Genomic DNA, 18,671 nt, shown 5'->3' with positions numbered 1-18,671 from the left:
GAGTTTCCCGCACCAATGTATGCCCCTAGCTTTAGATTTATGAGCAATCCCTATTCGAATAATGATTCCTTTAATTCAAGAAACAACGGTGCAGAGTATCCCGGAGCTGGCAATGAGTCTGCATCTCGTGGGCACGACGCGAATGGCCAGTCTGGCTACGGACAACAGCACTTTGGTCAACAGCAGTTCGGCCAGGAACAATATGGACAGCAGCAATACGGCCAGCCTGGGTACGCCGGAAGCCCGTATCCGGGAGACGATTCCCTGTTTGGCCGGGATGTAGACGCCATTCAGTTAATCGGCGATAGCTTCCGCTATTTCGGCCGCAATTGGGCGCAGTGGATTTTCGGTCCGCTGGTGCAGATGGTAGTTGTCTTCATCCTCTATTTGCTAATGTTCGCCGTCCTAGCAGGCAGCGGTGCATCCATTGATGCTCTAGCCAATAGTGGCTCGGGTTCCGATGCCGCGCTTACCGGTGGGCTCATTGCGATAATGGTCCTAGCGTTTATCGCTATGTTCCTCGTGCTTATTTGGTCAGTTAGCACTTGGTACAAGGCTGCTAATAAACAGGTGGATACCGGGACGCTGGAGATAGAGGACTTTCTGAGCTTTAAAAATGTCGCCGGTCTCATGGCGGTGAATGTGCTTTCGTCCCTGGTTATTTCCCTGGGCTTCATTCTCCTGGTTATTCCGGGACTCTTCGCCGCTTTCTTCTTTACCTGGATGCCGGCTGTTAAGGCCGTACGCCCTGAACTATCCGTTGGCGAGACCTTTGGGGCTTCCATCGAGGTCGCGAAGAAGAATGTCGGAGTGACCATCTTGGTGGCCGTCCTGATTGCCGTCCTGTACGCCGTGCTGAGCTTTACCATTGTCGGCGCCATTTTGTTCCCGGCGCTGAATACACTCATTTCGGTTCTCTTCGTCCGTCGCACGCTCGGCTTGCGCGGTTAGAAACCCGCAGCCGCACGATAGTCACGCAAATAGGGCCCTGCCGGTCCACCGAATCAGGTGGCAGGCAGGGCCTTAGTCGTAGCGTGCGGAAGAGCCGAGCAGCTAGCGCACCGGCAGCGGGCTAGCTAGGTAATCGGCACCGGTCAGCTCGCCGTTGTTAAAGGAAAGGACCCATACAGAAGCTTTCTTGAACTTCAGCTTGTCCACCGGCTTTTTGAGGAACTTTGGGGCGAGGTCTTCAATGATCCCAGGAATAGTGGCGCCCTGGCTTACGATGACGGGAACGCCGCCGTCGTTGACCACGCGGCGGAAAGCTTTCTTGGCTGCATCTGGGTCGTTCTCCCAGGCCTCGTCACCAAAGTTTTTGTTGATGGAGATGTCCTTGCCCAGTTCGTCGGCAAGCGGGGCGGCTGTCTGCTGGCAGCGCTGGGGCAAGGCCGAGTAAATCGCGGTGGGGTGGAAGGCACTCAGCATCGGAACCAGCATCTCTGCTTGGCGGCGACCCTTTTTATCCAGTGGGCGCAGGTTGTCATCGCCTTGCCAGCTGCCGCTTTCATGCGCGCGTGCGTGGCGCACATAAAGCACGCGGGTAGCGGGCGCGATGCGTAGGCGCTTAGCCGCCTTGGCCACTACCGCGGTATCAACGTCGTAGGACAGGAGGTCTTGCGCTTCGTCGATGGGCAGCCACCGTAGCTCATCGGTTTCACTATTGGCGGAATAGGTTCCGCCTAGGTACTTGGCCACCCAGTAGTAGACCACTTTAGTGCGGCCCTGGACTGGGTACGTTACCTTGCCGATGAGCTTGCCTAGACGCACGCTAAAGCCGGTCTCCTCCAGGATTTCCCGGGCCGCGGTAGTGGGCAGGGATTCGCCGGGATCGACCTTGCCCTTGGGCAGAGACCAATCATCGTAATGGGGGCGGTGGATGAGCGCGATTTCTGGGTCCTGCGGGGACCCGCGCCAGATTACGGCGCCGGCCGCAAGCGTAGTGCGGTGGAATTCCTTGGCGGGGTCCACCGGGATTTCCTGGTGGCGGCCGGAAATAAACTCCTCGTGCTGCTGATCCTTGTCGGTTTCGTGCATCTTTTTAATATTGGGCATCGTCTGCCTCCATGGGGCCTTTCCACAGAAATTGGGTGTTTGAAAACAACGTCTAAGCGCCCATTGTCCCACGGGTAAGGCGCGTTGTGCATCCTCGCCCCACGTGGGACGGGCATGCTTTAAGGTTGGGGTTATAGATTTGCACGTATGGAGGAGACACCATGGTTAATGTTGCCGTGATGGGTGCTGGTTCTTGGGGCACTACCTTGGCCAAGGTCTTTGCGGACGCCGGAAATGATGTTCGCCTGTGGGCGCGCCGCGCGGAATTGGCGCAGGCCATCAACGAGACCCACACCAATCCGGACTATTTGCCGGATACCCGGCTGCCGGCCGCAGTGAGGGCCACCCATGATGATGCGGAAGCGCTGGCGCTTGCCGACATCGTCGTGTTCGGCGTTCCCTCCCAAACCTTGCGCGCCAACGTGGAAAAGTGGGCGCCGCACTTGCCGGAAGACGCCACCTTGGTCTCCATTTCTAAGGGCGTAGAGACCGCCACGCTCAAGCGAATGAGCGAGGTCATTATGGATGCGGCCGGCGTGCCAGCAGACCGCGTGGCGGTACTGTCTGGCCCGAACTTGGCCAAGGAGATTGCTGCCGGCCAAGTGGCCGCCACGGTGATTGCCTGCTCCGATGAAGGCCGCGCTCAGCGCGTGCAAGCAGCGGTCGCCGCGCCGTACCTGCGGCCATACACCAATACCGATGTTATAGGCGCGGAAATCGGCGGCGCCTGCAAAAACGTCATCGCCTTGGCCTGTGGTATCGCCTCCGGCAAGGGGCTGGGCAATAACACCATGGCCACCATCATCACCCGCGGTCTGGCGGAAATTACTCGCCTGGGAGTGGAGCTGGGGGCGGATCCATTTACTTTCTCCGGCCTCGCAGGCATGGGCGACTTGGTGGCAACGTGCACCTCGACATTGTCGCGCAACCGCACCTTTGGCTACCGCCTGGGCCAAGGCGGCACGATTGAAGAGGCCAAGGCCGCGACCAATGGCCAGGTCGCTGAGGGCGTCTACTCCTGTGACTCCATCTATCGCCTCGCCCAGCAGGCCGGGGTAGAGATGCCTATCACGCACGCGGTTTATGGCGTGTGCTACGAGGGCATGGCAGTGGAAGATATGATCATCGCTTTGATGGGTCGGTCCAAGAAGTCGGAGTAGGTCGAGGGTAAAATCTGCGGGCATGACTGAAAAGACCCGCGTGGCCGTTATCTATGGCGGCCGTAGCACCGAGCACTCCGTATCCTGCGTGTCCGCAGGCGCGATCATGAACCACCTCGACCCAGAGAAGTTCGAGGTGGTGCCCATCGGTATCACCCGTGAGGGCACGTGGACGCCCGGCACCACTGAGGGCTTAGAAATTGTCGATGGCGTTATGCCGGAGGTCAGCCCAGGTGCGGAGCTGACCCTCTCTCTTGATCCCAATGCCAGGGGACAATTCCACAACGTCACCGACGGCACGCTCTTCGCAGAGGTCGACGTGGTATTTCCCATTCTGCACGGCCCCTTCGGTGAGGACGGTACAGTCCAAGGACTGTTTGAGCTTTCCGGCCTGCCCTATGTAGGCCCAGGGGTCTTGGCGTCCTCGGTGGGCATGGATAAGGAATTTACCAAGAAGGTGCTGGCGGCCGCAGACCTGCCAGTAGCGCCCGAGGTCATCCTCAAAGGCCGCACCGAGCTAAGCGAGGACGAAAAGCAGCGACTAGGCCTGCCCGTCTTTGTAAAACCCGCACGCGGTGGATCCTCCATTGGCGTATCCAAGGTCTCTACTTGGGAGGAATTCCCCGCCGCCGTCGACTTGGCGCTCGAGGATGACGAAAAGATCCTGGTGGAGCCGGAAATCGTTGGCCAAGAGGTAGAAATCGGCGTACTTCACTATGCCGATGGCACCTTGCTGGCCTCCGTCCCAGCGCTGCTCGCCGGCATCGATGATTCCGACGAGGGCTTTTATGGCTTCGACACCAAGTACCTCGACAATGTGGTTACCGCCGAAATCCCGGCGCCGTTCGCACCTGAGCTGACTGAGAAACTACGAGGCATGGCAATCCGCGCCTTCGAGGCGCTCAACTGTGAGGGCCTGTCCCGAGTCGACTTCTTCGTCACCGAGGACTCCGTGTACATCAACGAGATCAATACCCTGCCGGGCTTTACCCCGATCTCCATGTACCCGCAGGTGCTCTCGGCTTCCGGGGTGGAATACCCGGCGCTACTTGAGGCGCTTATCGAGCAGGCCCTAGCCAAGTAGGCCTAAGCGCTGCCTACTTTTCGGTCGTGTGCTCTGCGAGCACGTCGCCGATTTCCACCAGTGCCGCCTGCGCGGCATCTTGTGGGGCGTGTAGCGCAAGGTAGTCCTCGCGGCCGAGGGCAAACCATGTGCCTGCGGTCGTGCCATGAGCCAAGGTAGTGTCCTCGAACCACGGAATATCGTTAACCTGCTGGAGCTTGACTCCGGCGCGATAGTTCTCCGGCTTGGCTACGCCGCATCGCGCAACGATGTCTTCGCGGCCATCGGCGCTCCACACATAGGTATTCTTTTCTTCTACCTTGCGGCGGTTGTATCCCTCAGCCACCGAATCAGGCAGGGCCTTGTCCACCTCGGCGCACATCTGGTCATTGCCCGCCTTGAGCGCCTTGAGTGGCGCGTCGTGCGCGGTGGCTGGCTTTTCTTCGAGGGAAGAGAGGGCGTCGTTAAGCTCGCCCGGCTCTGCATCAGTGGAGGCAGTGACCGCGACAATGGGGAAGCGTTGTGCCGCATACCAGGTGGTGAGGTTGGAGCCAGGGGTGGCATCACGCACCTGGAACCACTGTTCGCCCTCTACGTCCTGCGTCTGGGAGTACTCGGTGTACTGGAAAGGCATATCCACGCCACAGCGCACGGTGACCTTATCGTCTGAGGTAGCGGCCCAAGCCGCGACACCAGAAGGCACGGGATCGGCAATGTCTGCCCGCGGTTTATCCATCACCTTGTCCGGCAGGGCGTCGATAAAGCTGCGGCAGGCTTGCGAGTCTGCCTCCTTAGACTCCACGGGGGAGACCGCCACGGGTGCTTTGGCGACGTTATTGAATACGTATTTTGCGCCGAAAAGGACCGCTAGAACCATCACTATGGACAACCCAAGTGAAATGAAGATCGCGGTGCGGTTAAATTGGGATGTCATAAGGGCTCATAGTATCGAAAGGAAGCTGGTGAACTTAACTCAGACTCTCGCAGATGTGGGAGAACGCGCCGCCATCCGGGAAATTACCTCCGTGGCCTCCAGTGGGCTCAATGGAGACGATGCCGCGGTTCTGCCCAGTGCGCCGCCGAATTCCCGCACCGTGACGGCCACTGATTTGATGGTGGAGGGACGTCATTTCCTGCGCGAGTGGTCCACCCCGCGCGAGATTGGCAAGAAGGCCATCTTGCGCAATTTTGCCGATGTGGAAGCTATGGGTGCTCGCCCGGTGGCCGCCCTCCTTGCTATCGCCGCGCCAGGTGATACCCCGGTGCCCTTCGTGCGCGGCATTGCCGAGGGAATTGCGGAGCATAGCTCTTTCTATAACGCCGAGTTGGTAGGCGGTGACCTTACGAAGTCCGATCTTTTGGTCATTAATATCACGGCCGTAGGCTTCCTGGGCGGCAGTCTTCCCGCCTTGACTTTGGACGGGGCGCGGGCAGGTCAGCAGGTGGTAGCGCACGGCAAGATCGGCCACTCGGCCGCCGGCTTGGCCTTGTTGCAGCGCTTCGGCCGGAACCTGCCTGCAGGGCATGAGCACCTGCAGCCGCTTATCGACGCCCACTGTGCCCCCTGGCTCAACCCCGGCCGCGGCGTCATTGCCCGAGCCGCGGGGGTGACCGCAATGACCGATAACTCAGACGGGCTGATTCAAGACTGCACTACGATGGCCGAGCACTCCTGTGTGCATATGGACTTGGATCCGCAGGCCTTGCAACCGGAAGAATTGCTGTGCCAAGCCGCGGATTTACTCGACTGCGATCCGTGGGAATGGGTACTCAGCGGCGGCGAAGACCACACCCTCATCGGCACGACCGCAAAGGACGCGCCCTCGGGATTCCGAAAGATTGGCACCGTAACCCGCGGCTGCGGGGTTACGCTGGGAGGCACCACACCGAGCTATCAGAAAGGCTGGCTGAGCTTTTAACCATGCACCCCACCTACCACCCTTCCTGGGAACCGGTGCTGGCGCCGGTAGTAGAAGAGCAATGGCCGCAGATCTCTCACGCTCTTGAGGGCCAAGACTATCTGCCCCCGGCCGAGGACGTCTGCCGCGCGTTGCGCATGCCGCTGGATAAGGTCCGCGTGCTCATCGTGGGCCAAGACCCCTATCCCACACCAGGACACGCCATGGGCATGGCCTTCTCGACTCGCCCGGGTGTGAAACCGCCGCGTTCCTTGGTTAATATTTACCGCGAGCTGCACGATGATCTGGGTATCAACGGCCGGGAGGATGGTGACCTGAGCGCCTGGGCAGACCAGGGAGTGTTGTTGCTCAACAGAGTGCTTACGGTAGCCCCAGGCCAGGCTGGGTCGCACGGCCGCATCGGCTGGGAAGAGATCACCGAGGCTGCGATTCGCGCGCTCAACCGCAGCCCCATGGTCGCGATTCTCTGGGGCCGGGATGCGCAAGCGTGTGAGCGCTTTCTTCCCGACGTCCCTTGTATCAAGTCCCCACATCCCTCGCCGCTATCTGCCAGCCGCGGTTTCTTTGGTTCTCAGCCCTTTTCCCGGGCAAACGCCCTTTTGCGGGACCAAGGCGCACAGGAAATAGACTGGCGCTTGTAAACTATTGCGCATGTCCTACCCCAGCACGCTGGATTTCCACGGAATGCGCAATTGGGCTACCCGCGCCGTGGGGGAATTAGCCCATCGCCGCGATGAGATCAACGCGCTCAATGTCTTTCCTGTACCGGATTCCGATACAGGCTCGAATATGGCGCACACCATGGAGGCAGCGGTTGCGGAGCTGGACAATGGCGGCGATGTCGCCGACTCCCTTGCACTCGGGGCGGTGCGTGGTGCCCGCGGGAACTCGGGAATGGTGCTGTCCCAGGTTCTGCGCGGCGTTGCCGAGTCAACTGTGGACTCAGTTATCGACGGCGACGTCTTTGCCCGCTCCCTGCAGCAGGCCGTGGAGCTGGTGGACCGAGCCATCGCCGAGCCGGTGGAAGGCACAGTCATCACGGTTCTGAAGGCAGCCGCCGAGGCCGCCGACGACGCTGAAGCGCAGTCAGGCGCCACCTTGCACAGTATTGTGAGCGCCGCGATCGCTGCCGCGGAAACGGCCCTCGAGCGCACTCCTTCGCAATTGCCAGCCCTGCGCGAGGCAGGAGTGGTGGATGCCGGCGGCGCCGGCCTCGTTATCCTTTTAGAGTCTCTTCTCGCAGAAATTGAAGGCTCGACCGGGCACACAGGCCTGTCCGAACCGGAGCCGGATACTGAATTGGAAGTGGTCTTTTTCTTCGAGGGAGATATAGACACGCTGCAGGCAGCAATTGCCCCGTTGGGAGACAGCCTCGTCATCGCTCGGGCCACCGAGGACAGCGCTAATGTACATATCCACTCCCGCCAGGCAGGCAAGGTCATTGAAACCGCCTTTGGTACGGGAAAGGTAACCAACCTGCACCTGGAGGTGTTGCCTCCTTACGCCGAAGCTGTTTCCGAAGAGCCGATTGCTCGCCGAGTGTTTGCTGCCGCACCGGCTGGGCCTATCAGCGATCTTCTGGCATCTGCGGGGGTTAGCGTGGTATCTCCGGATGATCCTATTGCGGCTAGGGACGAGGACATCGTTCTTGCCACCGAGGTGAGTTCGCAGACCGCTACTGGGCGAGTAGTGCCCGCGCAATCGCTGGTTGCAGCCTTAGCCGCGATTTCCGTTTATGAACCGGATAACCCAGATACTGGTGCCGTCGTTGCTGCCATGCGTGATGCTGCCAAGTCCATGCGAGTGGCTTACCCGAGCCAGGAAACCCCGCAGTCAATCATTGCCACTTGCCGCGATCTCTTGGCAGAAGGCGGTGAGCAGGTCACAGTCCTAAGCGCCTTAGACCTAGACCAGGAGGAACTAGCTCAACAGCTTCGCGTAGATGTTATGGCACTGAAAGTACCGGAAATCGCAACTGAAATCGGAGTGGAATAGCAATGCTCGGCTGGCAGGACAACCGCCCTTTGACAGAGGTGCTTGCGGCGAAAGACGCCGCGAAGATTACCAAAGCATTGGGATATGAGACCTGCGGTGAGCTCTTAGCTCACTATCCGCGAGACTATATCCGCCACAACAAGGACGTCGGCCTAGGAGACGCTGCCGAGGGCGATATCGTCACGGTTACCGGAACTATTACCGGATTCACCCGCCATGACTCGGGCAAGACCACCATCATCAATGTGCAGCTCGATGGCAGCATCATTGCGACGTTTTTCAATGCCAATTACGTGATGCGGATGTTGCACCGCGGACAGCGCGTGATGATGAGTGGCAAGCTCAAATTCTTCCGTAACCAACCCCAATTACAGCAGCCGGACTTTGTAGAGATCGATGCCTTCGGTCGCCCCGATGGCGAACTGGATGATTACCGGCAGCCAGCGGCTGGGTCCGGCAAGAAGCACCGCCCAAAGGCCACCGGCTCGCTGCGGAACCTGTCGCAGTTTGGCAGGCTCGACCAGCTCCTTTTGGAACGTGAATGGATACCGGTGTACCCAGCCACGTCCAAGGTGACCTCGTGGTACATCATGGGCGCCATCCACTACGTCCTATCTAAGACCCCGCCGATTGCGGAACCGCTGGATTATCAGATGATTATCAGCCTCGATAAGGCAGTGCGGGAAATCCATGAGCCGGGGGAGGCAGGCCCCTACCGTGCGATTCAGCGGCTGAAGTACAACGAGGCTCTGTCTATTGGTCTGGTGATGGCATTGCGCCAGCGAGATGCCGAAGCCCGGACCGCTTCTACCATGCCGGCTACCTTAGGCGGCTATCGCGAGGAACTGCTGAGCCATCTGCCCTTTGACCTGACCGAAGGGCAGCGTCGCGTCATTAGCGAGATTGAAGACGATCTGGCTCGTCCGCTGCCCATGATGCGCTTGTTGCAAGGCGAGGTTGGCTCGGGCAAAACCATGGTGGCTACCTGCGCTATGTTGCAGGCTGTCGACGCAGGAACGCAGGCCGCACTGTTGGCGCCTACGGAAGTACTTGCTTCCCAACACACTGCCTCCATTGGAACCTCGGTTCCCGAAGGGGTCAAGGTGGTACTCCTGACCGGCTCCATGCGTACGGCGGACAAGCGGCAGGCTTTATTGGATATTGTCTCCGGTGACGCGGACATCATCATTGGAACCCATGCGATTATCCAAGACACCGTGGAGTTCTTTAACCTGGGATTGGTCGTCGTAGATGAGCAACACCGGTTCGGTGTAGAGCAGCGCGATAGCCTGCGGTTAAAGGCACGTGAAGGCCTCAGCCCCCACGTACTGGTGATGACAGCAACACCGATTCCGCGCACCATTGCGATGACCGTCTTTGGCGACCTCGCTGTATCAACGCTGACCGAGCTGCCCGGTGGTCGCAAACCTATTCAATCAGCGGTGGTGGCCGAGTGGCGGCCGACCTGGGTGCTGCGCGCCCTTGAGCGGATACGCGAGGAGGTGGCCCACGGCCATCAGGCCTATATCGTTTGCCCGCGCATTGAAGGCAAAGGCGGAGTGCTAGAGCTTGCACAGCAGCTAGAAAACGGACCGTTTAAGGGACTGCGCGTAGCCATCTTGCACGGAAAGATGCCCAATAAAGATGAGGTAATGACGTCATTTGCTAGGGGAGAGATCGATATCTTGGTCTCTACGACGGTCATCGAGGTAGGTGTGGATGTTCCCAATGCCACGGTGATGCTCATTCGCGAGTCCGAGCAATTCGGCGTTTCCCAGTTGCACCAGTTGCGCGGGCGCGTGGGACGAGGCGGTAATGCCTCCATTTGTCTTCTGCACACAACGGCAGCCGATAACACTCCATCCTTCCGTCGCATCACTCAGATCGCCCAAACTTCCTCGGGTTTTGAACTGGCCGAGCTTGATTTGCGCCAGCGCCAAGAAGGCGACATCTTGGGCACCATGCAGTCCGGAACGCATCGCACACTGCGGCTACTGAACTTGGCGGATGACCAAGACATTGTGGAGCGCACCCATGCGGATGCGCGCGCCATGGTGTTGCGCAATCCCGAGTTGGCTGAGGAACTCACGCGCAATTTGAGCGAAAGCGAACAGGAATACTTGGAGAAGAACTAAGACGGGTTAACCTAGAAGCATGAAAATTTACGCCCCCTTCGCGGGCATCGTCCGCTGCCATGTGAATGTGGGAGACACTGTTGATACCGGAGTACCGCTTGCGACCGTTGAAGCCACGAAGCTTGAGGCTCCCGTAGAAAGCCCGGGACCAGGAAAGGTCTACCGTATCGTGGTCTCTGATTTTAGTGACGTGCTGGGCGGAGACCTTTTGATGGAGATTGGAGAAGCATAAATGACGCGCATTATTGCCGGCGAAGCCCGCGGCCGCACCATTAAAGTGCCTGCAGAAGGAACCCGGCCTACTGCAGACCGCGCCCGCGAAGGGCTGTTTTCATCCCTCACTGCACGCTGGGGCTTTGCTGGATCTTCGGTGCTCGATCTTTTTGCAGGCTCTGGTGCCCTAGGCCTTGAGGCAGCGAGCCGTGGGGCAGATGAAGCAGTGCTGGTGGAATCTTCGGCCGATGCGGTAAAGATCATCCGGCACAACATGGGCGTCGTCAAGCATCCCGGCGTGCGTGTGCAAGAGATGAAGGTAAGCACTTACCTGGCTAGTGCCCCGCGCAAACACTTTGACCTGGTGCTGGCGGACCCGCCCTATGCTTTTGATGAAGTGGATGAACTCATTGCTGCCATCGAACCAGTGCTTACCGATCGCGCAATGGTAGTAATTGAGCGCCATGTTGATTCCGCGGATACTGAGTGGCCTGTTGGTTTTGAACCCACCGGCCAGAAGCTTAAGAAGCGCACCTTTGGCATCGCACGCATGGATATGGCGGTTTATACCCGCCCCGGTAGCCAGGACACCGAAGACTAAACCACTGAAAAGAAAGCGAAAGTAGCATGACTAAGGCCGTCTGCCCTGGATCCTTTGACCCCGTCACCTTAGGCCACGTCGATATCATCAACCGCGCTAACCAGATGTTTGATGAGGTCACCGTGTTAGTAACCGGTAACCCAGACAAGCCCTCCGGCCTCTTTAGCGTGGAGGAGCGCATGGAACTTATCCGTCAGAGCGTGGATTCTTCCATCAAGGTGGACTATTGCTCCGGGCTTTTGGTGGATTACACCACGGAGCATGGGGCGGACGTTTTGGTGAAGGGACTGCGAAGCTCTCTCGACTATGAATATGAGCTGCCCATGGCGCAGATGAACCGGCGCCTTTCCGGTATCGATACCGTCTTCCTACTCACGGACGAGAAGTACGGATATATCAGTTCCTCGCTGTGTAAGCAGGTAGCAAAGTTTGGCGGCGACGTAACGGGTATGTTCCCCGAATCCGTAGGTCGTGCGGTAAAGGAGAAATACCGTCAGTGAGCCTCGCACTGGTTATTTTCCTCGTCGTTGTCGTTGGTTCGACACTGCAACGGGTATCCGGAATGGGGCTCGGTCTCATCGGCGGTCCCATCCTCATGCTGATTATGGGGCCGGTCGAAGGCATACTAGTCATCAACGTTCTGGCTTGTGTTAACGCGATGTTGACCACCTATTCCGTGCGCGAGAATGTGAGCTGGAAGAAGTTCGGGCTAATAGCCCCAGTCATGGTGATTGGCTCCTTGGCCGCGGCGCTGCTCATTAGGCGTATGGACACGGCAGGGCTCATGATTGTGGTGGGTGCTGCGCTTCTGGCCGCACTGGCGGTGGTCACTTTTGGAAAGAAGTTTGTCCCGCCGATGGAGGGCAAAGGCCCTGCCATCTCCGCCGGTATTCTCGGCGGCTTTACCAATACCTTGGCGGGCGTTGCGGGCCCGGTTATTACCGTCTATGCGCAGGCGGCAAAGTGGCCCCAACATGTTTACGCCGCCACGCTGCAGCCGATTTTTGTCGTAGGCGGATTCTTCTCCGTGATGACCAAGACTCTCACAGGTGCGGCACACTTTGATGGCCTGCCTTGGATGATGTGGCCCGCGGGAGTATTAGGCATGTGTGTAGGAATTTGGGCCGGAACCCGGATTGCCCAGCGTGTTCCACGAGATAAAGCCCGCGTGCTTTCGCTGAGCGTCGCCAGCTTGGGTGCGGCCAGCGCATTGATTCGGGGTCTTTTAACACTGGTGTAGAGGAATGAATCACGACAAAGCCCGCCGGTCCTCTCTTTTAGCTGAAAGACGGCGGGCTGAAGGCACTCTGTTGAGTGCAGTGGGGGGGCTACAGCAGCGAAGCCAAAAAGTCCTTGGTGCGTGCCTGTTGCGGGTTATCCAAAACCTCAGCTGGACTGCCGGACTCGATGACAACGCCGCCGTCCATGAAGAAGACCTTATCGGCTACCTCGCGCGCAAAACCCATCTCGTGGGTGACTACGAGCATGGTCATGCCTTCGGCTGCGAGGTCCTTCATAACGCGCAGCACTTCGCCGACGAGCTCGGGGTCGAGGGCGGACGTAGGTTCGTCGAAAAGCATGAGCTTAGGATCCATGGCCACCGCACGAGCGATGGCAACGCGCTGTTGCTGGCCGCCGGAGAGCTGTACCGGGTAGTTATTGGCCTTGGAAGCAAGGCCAACGTCTTCCAACAGCTCCATAGCGCGGGCGCGGGCGGTTTCTTCCGGAATCTTTTTCACCTGCACCGGTGCCTCGATGATATTTTCAATCACCGTGCGGTGGGGGAAAAGGTTGAAAGACTGAAAGACCATGCCGATATCGGAGCGCTGCTCTGCGGCTTCCTTCTCGCTGATCTCATAAAGGGTGCCGTTCTTTTCGCGATAGCCAATCAGCTCGCCGTCGACGTAGAGTCGGCCCGCCGTCGCCTTATCAAGGTGGTTGACGCAGCGCAGGAAGGTGGACTTTCCGGAGCCCGAGGGACCCAATAGGCAGGCCACTTCGCCGGGCTGGACCTCAAGGTCAATGCCTTTGAGGACCTCGAGCTGTCCGAAGGACTTATGGACGTTCTGGGCGGAAATCATGGGAGTAGCCATTAGTTTTTAGCCTCCGAAATCACGGATACGTTGCGGGGGATGGTGCCTTCAGCGTCTGCCAGCGCAGCAAGTTGGCGGCCGGTGAGTTCGCGGGTGGCACCGCGCTCAAAGCGGCGCTCCAGGAAGTACTGTCCCACCATCAGTAGGGAAGTAACCACGAGGTACCAGGACGCTGCGACCAGCAGCAGCGGGATGGGCTGGAAGAGGGCGGCGGAAATATCAGTGGAGCGGCCGAAGATCTCCTCGGTATAAGGAATGGCCACCACGAGGGAAGAGGTCTTGAGCAAGGAAATGAATTCATTGCCTGTAGGCGGAATGATAATGCGCATGGCCTGCGGAAGGACGGTGCGGCGCATGGTCATCCACCAGGACATGCCGAGTGCCTTGGAAGCTTCCTTCTGCCCCTCGGGAACGGAGGTGATACCGGAGCGCACAATCTCGGCCATATAGGCAGCTTCATTAAGCCCCAGGCCCATCACCGCAAGGAAGAAAGCGTTGGTGAGGATCGTCTGCAAAGATACCTCGGTAAAGCCCAGGTTGATGGACTGATAGATGGCGGAGAGCAGGCCCCAGAACACCAGCTGCACATAGATCGGCGTGCCGCGGAAGACCCAGAGGAATATCCAGGAGACGCTGCGCAGCACCGGGTTCGGGGACATGCGCATAACCGCAAGGATGGCACCACCCACAACGCCGATGATCATTGACAAAATGGTGATGGCAATGGTGTGCAGGGAGGCAAGCGCAATGCGCTTATCAAAGAGATACTGGAAGTAGGTGTCCCAGCCAAAAGCCTCATTGCGGGCGGAGGCGATGATGAACCACACGCCGAGCACGATAAGCAGGCCGGCGAATACCCAGCGCCACGGGTGGCGTAGAGGTCGTGCCTCGATTTTGGCGGGCTTTTCCTTAGGCTCTGCCGTAGCTGGCGTCGCCGCATTTTCATTAACCATTGATCGGCCTTTCATTAATCATTGCCTGGTCTATTAAGCCATCCTCGATGCCCCAGCGGGACAAAATTTCTGCATACTCACCGGTTTCGATGAGGTGTTGCAGTGCCGCGGCAGAGGCCTTGCCCAAATCGGAATCCTTGGGTACGGCAAAGCCATAGGGCGATGCTTGGAACATATCGCCTACCTGCCGCATCTTTCCTTCGGAGCGATTCACAGCCCACGCCGTTACTGGGGAGTCTGCGGACAGGGCATCTGCGCGTCCCATAAGTACCGCCAGCGCGGCGTTGTCACCGGTGTCATAAGACAAGACCGTGAGATCGCCGTTGCACGCATCCTTCTTGGGCCGTACATCGTCGGTTTCAGATACCGTGGTGCGCTGCACCGCAACGGTCAAGCCGCAAGGATTATCCGGGTCAACCTTCTTGGGGCCATCTACTCGCTCGGCCCACTGGATGCCGGCGTAGAGATGATCTACAAAGTCGAACTCATTTCGGCGCTCGGGGTTATCCGTGAACCCGGATGCGCCCATATCAATCTGGCCCGATTGCACGGCGGGCAAGATCATGGAGAAGTCATGTTCCACGGGCTGGAAATCGAGTCCCAAGACGCCGGCAACGGCGTGAGCAAGATCGAGTTCAACGCCCTGGAGCGCCCCGTGGGAATCCTTAAGCTGAAATGGGGCATAGGGTGGGTTAGTTCCGGCAGTGAGGACGCCATCGTTGTCGTCATACATGGCGGCAATTTCCGGCACCATTGCGGAATGGGGTTCTTCCCAGCCGTCCGGAGTGGAATCTTCCTCGTTGGTGACGCAGGCGCCTAGGCTCAGCGTGGGGACGAGGACCGCGGCGATAATCGCGCGGCGAGAAAACGAGCGCGGCATTACTTTTGCGCCGTCCTTTCATCTATAGCGCGGGCTTTCTTCGTATCTACGACGATGAACGCGGAGACGAGGAGTGCACCGAGGATGAACATGCCGATGATGATGCCGCTAGAGGCATCTTGGTCAGCTCCCCACGGCCACAGTGCGCGCAGAGAACCGAGCATGAAACCGGCCATAGCCATCAGGGTCGGGGCGCGGTGGTGATCCAGCAGGAAGTTCAACACCTTGATAAATGCCGCCAGGCCGCACAGGGCACCCAGCGCGAAGACCGCGATAGTGCCTAGGTCACGATCCGAGACGGCTCCAATAATGGGCTGGTAGAGGCCCATGGTCAACAGGATGAGCGAGCCGGAAATGCCCGGCAGGATAAGTGCGCAGACCGCGATGGCGGCGGCGAAGAAGACCGCGATGAGGCTGGGGTTCTCGTGCGGTTCGGAGGTGAATCCGGTGATAAAGAAGATGGCAATCGCGGCGATTATAAATGCGATGATAGAGGAGGGGCGCAGCCTCTCTTGCTTAGAAAGCATGGATAGTGGCACAAAAATGGACACAGCCACCATGCCCAAAAATAGCGCTCCGGAAGCCGATACATGATTATCCACGAAGTTAGAAAGCACGGTGGACATTCCGAAAACGGCAATAAACATGCCGATAGCTACGGAGAGAAGAAAGCTCCATTCGACCTTTTTGAAGCGGCCGGAAATGAGATCGTTGGCGTTGTGGACTGCCCGTTCATAAATGCCCACGATGAGTGCCACGGTGCCACCGGAGATGCCCGGTACGAGCTCGGCCATGCCGATGAGGGCACCGCGGATAGCGTTCAAAATGTACTGCATAAAATAAAAATCTACCTGGGAGGGGGCTGGTGCGGAGAGCGACTGGCCTAGCAAGGTGGCAGAAAAGTGCCGAAGGGGGACGTTAGGCGAACCGCTGTGAAGCGTAATGCATATCTTTCATTAGAGGGCGGTGATCTACCTACCGCGGTTAGGGAGGATCTTCTCCCTAACCGTAGAGGTAAAACCGTATTCATGAATATTCTGTCAGTTTAATGCACCCCAATGCAACTATGCAGTTTGGGGCAGGATATGCGGAATCTCACACGGGCAAATGCTCTCTTTGGCAGAAACCATAAGTTTCCCATTATTCAGTCTGATGTTTACGCGGGCTTCAACTAGCTGAAAGATTCACGCCCTAGAATCCCTCGCGTATTCCCGCCATTTCCCCTGTGCAAGCTTTCCTTTCCAGTCATAAAGGACTCTCTATGAAAAATCGTTTCGTCCTGCCTGCGTTAACTGCAACCGCGGTGGTGGGAAACCTCATTGTTATACCGGCGGCGAGCGCTGCGGAGGTTGGGGCCGAGGGCGCATCGGCCAGCGAGGGCTCTCGCTTTAGCATCGGCGTCTTGCCGGATACCCAGTTCTATTCGCGCTATTCCACCCCGGAGACCGGCAACTTGGCCCAAGCTCGTTATGGAAGCGAACCCTACTTGGCCCAAACCCAATGGTTGGTGGAGCACCAAGATGAGCTGAACATGGACTTTGTCACCCATCTGGGTGACGTTGTAGACCAGTGGAACGTGGAGGGCGAATGGCAGGTGGCTGATAAGGCCATGCGGGTCCTCGATGATTCGGATCTAAACTACTCCATCCTGCCCGGCAATCACGATATGGACGTGGAGGGTGCGTCGGCTCACCCTTATGACAAGTGGTTTAGTGCCGATCGTGCCAAGGCCGCTAATCCGGAGACCTTCCAAGAGCGCTACACGGCCATCAATAATGACTCCGAGGCTCACATCTTTGAAGCCGAGGGCCAGAAGTACCTCAACCTTGCGCTGGGCTGGCGCGCCGATGATAAGGCCCTTGCGTGGGCGCAAGGCATCATCGATAAGCACCCCAACCTCCCCGTCATCGTCACGACGCACGAAGCCCTCAATATCGATGGTGAAGGAGACGTCTTCTATTCCGATGACTACGGCAAGGGGTTATGGGATAAGTTCATCAAGCGCAACGACCAGATTTTCCTGGTGATGGGCGGCCACCACCATGGTGCGGGCTACCGCGTGGATAAGAACGATGCCGGCCATGACGTCGTCTCCATCTTGCAGGACTATCAGATGGCTTACCAGGGCGGAAATGGTCTGCTAGGAGTGCTCGAGTTCGACCTTTCCGGCAAGCAATTGGAAATGACCGCGCTCTCTCCGTGGGTGGCGCAGAAGCCGCACGAGGAGCTGACGCAGTTCGACAAGCTCACCCTAGATGATAAGGGCGATAGCTACGCCATTCCGTTCGACTTTGAGCAGCGCTTTTCTTCCTTTTCCCCGGATTTCACCGTGGGCGAGGGCCACCAGCCGGACCTAGCACAGCGTGCACGTGACATCGCCGCTGAAGGCTTTAGGCCCTATACCATTGCGGAAGACGAGCTTCCCAAGGGTGCGGATGACTTTGCCAAGAACGACCACACCGTATTTCACTGGCGCCCAGGCCAGGCCCAGGACAAGGATGGCCATGCGCTTGCCGACGGCGCCCCTGCCGACCGTGGCACCACCATCCCCGATATTGCCAGCGATTCCGGCAGCGACCTGCATCGCTCTGGCGCCATGCTAGGCGATCGAGTGACCTATAGCTCTGACCACCACCCGCTGTCTTCAGATGCCGGCTCCCTCTTTTGGTCCGACCCAGCAGGCAAGGTAGGCAATGCCGAGTTCCGCACCGACAAGGACGCGCCTGCAAATAATGTGGATACCACCAAGGGGTACACCTTCGAATCCTTCGTCAAGATTCCTAAAGATTTCAATGGCGCACAACATGGCTGGGGAAGCGCGCTGAGCCGCGACTCTGCCATTAATAAATTGGTCGACGGCTCTGATGACACGGACCCCACCGTCATGTTTGGTATCTCCAACCTCCGCGAGCTGCGCTGGTGGGCGGAGCCGAAGCAGGGAAGCGGTTCTACCGTATGGTCCCACGAGGTGCCCAAGAACGAGTGGATGCACATCGCCGTGGTCAACGATCCGCAGCGCGATAGCGTGGAGATGTTCATCAACGGCGCGCCTATCTTGCGCAATGCCGTAGGTGCCGAAGGCCTTCTCCCGCGTGACCTGCAGTGGGTTATGGGCGGCGGCTTTGATAACCAGCGCCCGCAGGACCCCTGGTACGGCTGGATTGGTGAAACCCGACTGACCCAAGGTGTTCTGGGCAAGGAGGAATGGCTTACCGCCCGTGCGCATGATTCCGGCAAGCCGGCCGATACCACGCAACCTGCCACGGGGAGCTCCGCATTGAGCTCCAGAATAAGCTCAAAACCCGCCATGTTGGGAGCAATCCTCGGCATCGCAGGCGTGGCCGGACTCATCGGCCTGGCCCTGCCGCAACTAAAGGCCTCGATCCCAGATATCAACGCGCTCCTGCGCAAGTATCACCTGCCAACGCTGCCTGAACTGGGCTAAAGCGAAGACCTCGGTTTCCTAACTTAGTGGAAACCGAGGTCTTTTCTAGTCGTGCCCCTGGTGAGACTCGAACTCACACTGGACGGGTTTTGAATCCGTTGCCTCTGCCAATTGGGCTACAGGGGCGCACAGTGTAAAGGCTGTCTGCCTTTGACTGTGAAA

At 58.4% G+C, this 18,671-nt stretch carries 18 protein-coding genes and 1 tRNA gene; 12 read left to right on the top strand and 7 right to left on the bottom strand.

What is annotated here, in order from left to right; all coding sequences use genetic code 11:
- The first annotated feature begins 39 nt into the window (after positions 1-39).
- Complete coding sequence (locus QP971_RS00285) at positions 40-951, top strand: YciC family protein (protein WP_284810470.1); 912 nt, start codon at positions 40-42, stop codon at positions 949-951.
- 102 nt (positions 952-1,053) lie between these two features.
- On the opposite strand, the gene QP971_RS00280 is transcribed toward QP971_RS00285, so the two are convergent.
- Positions 1,054-2,052 carry an NUDIX hydrolase gene (locus QP971_RS00280; protein WP_284810469.1) on the bottom strand — a complete coding sequence of 333 codons (999 nt, stop codon included), beginning with the start codon at positions 2,050-2,052 and terminating at the stop codon, positions 1,054-1,056.
- 161 nt (positions 2,053-2,213) lie between these two features.
- Here QP971_RS00280 and QP971_RS00275 point away from each other — a divergent pair, with 161 nt between their 5' ends.
- A complete protein-coding gene (locus QP971_RS00275) occupies positions 2,214-3,212 on the top strand; it encodes an NAD(P)H-dependent glycerol-3-phosphate dehydrogenase (protein ID WP_284810468.1) in 999 nt (332 codons plus the stop codon).
- 22 nt (positions 3,213-3,234) lie between these two features.
- Entirely contained in the window at positions 3,235-4,296 is a 1,062-nt protein-coding gene (locus QP971_RS00270; RefSeq protein ID WP_284810466.1) for a D-alanine--D-alanine ligase family protein, read from the top strand.
- 13 nt (positions 4,297-4,309) lie between these two features.
- Here the strand turns inward: QP971_RS00270 and QP971_RS00265 are convergent, their stop codons facing one another.
- Positions 4,310-5,209: a DUF3515 domain-containing protein gene (locus QP971_RS00265; RefSeq protein WP_269953432.1), complete on the bottom strand. Its 900-nt coding sequence runs from the start codon at positions 5,207-5,209 to the stop codon at positions 4,310-4,312.
- Between QP971_RS00265 and QP971_RS00260 the strand changes: the two genes are divergently transcribed.
- The 8 genes from QP971_RS00260 to QP971_RS00225 are packed head-to-tail and all read left to right on the top strand — an operon-like array spanning position 5,157 to position 12,378.
- Positions 5,157-6,194, top strand: a complete 1,038-nt coding sequence (locus tag QP971_RS00260; RefSeq protein ID WP_239272980.1) for a thiamine-phosphate kinase — start codon at positions 5,157-5,159, stop codon at positions 6,192-6,194. The genes QP971_RS00265 and QP971_RS00260 overlap by 53 nt on opposite strands.
- A gap of 2 nt (positions 6,195-6,196) precedes the next feature.
- A complete protein-coding gene (locus QP971_RS00255) occupies positions 6,197-6,835 on the top strand; it encodes a uracil-DNA glycosylase (RefSeq protein ID WP_284810465.1) in 639 nt (212 codons plus the stop codon).
- A 10-nt stretch (positions 6,836-6,845) separates the two neighbouring features.
- On the top strand, positions 6,846-8,189 hold the full coding sequence (locus QP971_RS00250) for a DAK2 domain-containing protein (RefSeq protein ID WP_284810464.1): 1,344 nt from the start codon (positions 6,846-6,848) through the stop codon (positions 8,187-8,189).
- 2 nt (positions 8,190-8,191) lie between these two features.
- Positions 8,192-10,324, top strand: a complete 2,133-nt coding sequence (locus QP971_RS00245) for an ATP-dependent DNA helicase RecG (RefSeq protein ID WP_284810463.1) — start codon at positions 8,192-8,194, stop codon at positions 10,322-10,324.
- Positions 10,325-10,343: 19 nt separating this feature from the next.
- Positions 10,344-10,556, top strand: coding sequence for a biotin/lipoyl-containing protein (locus QP971_RS00240; RefSeq protein ID WP_049377113.1), 213 nt, complete (start codon positions 10,344-10,346; stop codon positions 10,554-10,556).
- The gene (gene rsmD, locus QP971_RS00235; RefSeq protein WP_284810461.1) at positions 10,557-11,138 is read left to right on the top strand and encodes a 16S rRNA (guanine(966)-N(2))-methyltransferase RsmD; all 582 of its coding nucleotides are present in this window, start codon (positions 10,557-10,559) and stop codon (positions 11,136-11,138) included. It abuts the gene before it with no gap.
- Positions 11,139-11,164: 26 nt separating this feature from the next.
- A complete protein-coding gene (gene coaD / locus QP971_RS00230) occupies positions 11,165-11,638 on the top strand; it encodes a pantetheine-phosphate adenylyltransferase (protein WP_005323291.1) in 474 nt (157 codons plus the stop codon).
- A complete protein-coding gene (locus QP971_RS00225; protein WP_239272986.1) occupies positions 11,635-12,378 on the top strand; it encodes a sulfite exporter TauE/SafE family protein in 744 nt (247 codons plus the stop codon). The genes coaD and QP971_RS00225 overlap by 4 nt, the downstream gene beginning before the upstream one ends.
- A gap of 88 nt (positions 12,379-12,466) precedes the next feature.
- On the opposite strand, the gene QP971_RS00220 is transcribed toward QP971_RS00225, so the two are convergent.
- From QP971_RS00220 to QP971_RS00205, 4 genes are read right to left on the bottom strand one after another with little or no spacing between them, the layout of a single operon-like run.
- On the bottom strand, positions 12,467-13,231 hold the full coding sequence (locus tag QP971_RS00220; protein WP_049377109.1) for an amino acid ABC transporter ATP-binding protein: 765 nt from the start codon (positions 13,229-13,231) through the stop codon (positions 12,467-12,469).
- Positions 13,231-14,184 carry an amino acid ABC transporter permease gene (locus tag QP971_RS00215; RefSeq protein WP_150851377.1) on the bottom strand — a complete coding sequence of 318 codons (954 nt, stop codon included), beginning with the start codon at positions 14,182-14,184 and terminating at the stop codon, positions 13,231-13,233. The genes QP971_RS00220 and QP971_RS00215 overlap by 1 nt, the downstream gene beginning before the upstream one ends.
- Positions 14,177-15,064, bottom strand: coding sequence for an ABC transporter substrate-binding protein (locus QP971_RS00210; RefSeq protein ID WP_284810459.1), 888 nt, complete (start codon positions 15,062-15,064; stop codon positions 14,177-14,179). Before QP971_RS00210 ends, QP971_RS00215 begins: the two co-directional genes overlap by 8 nt.
- Entirely contained in the window at positions 15,064-15,900 is an 837-nt protein-coding gene (locus tag QP971_RS00205) for a DUF368 domain-containing protein (RefSeq protein WP_284791292.1), read from the bottom strand. Before QP971_RS00205 ends, QP971_RS00210 begins: the two co-directional genes overlap by 1 nt.
- Before the next feature lie 425 nt (positions 15,901-16,325).
- On the opposite strand from QP971_RS00205, the gene QP971_RS00200 reads away from it, so the two are divergent.
- Positions 16,326-18,509, top strand: coding sequence for a LamG-like jellyroll fold domain-containing protein (locus tag QP971_RS00200; RefSeq protein ID WP_284810458.1), 2,184 nt, complete (start codon positions 16,326-16,328; stop codon positions 18,507-18,509).
- Between the two features lie 52 nt (positions 18,510-18,561).
- Here the strand turns inward: QP971_RS00200 and QP971_RS00195 are convergent.
- Positions 18,562-18,635 (bottom strand) — tRNA-Leu (locus QP971_RS00195).
- Between the last annotated feature and the right edge of the window lie 36 nt (positions 18,636-18,671).

Origin of the sequence: Corynebacterium marquesiae, assembly GCF_030229635.1 — a bacterium.
Taxonomy (GTDB): Bacteria; Actinomycetota; Actinomycetes; order Mycobacteriales; family Mycobacteriaceae; genus Corynebacterium; species Corynebacterium marquesiae.
This window is presented reverse-complemented; position numbering and strand designations above follow the sequence as displayed.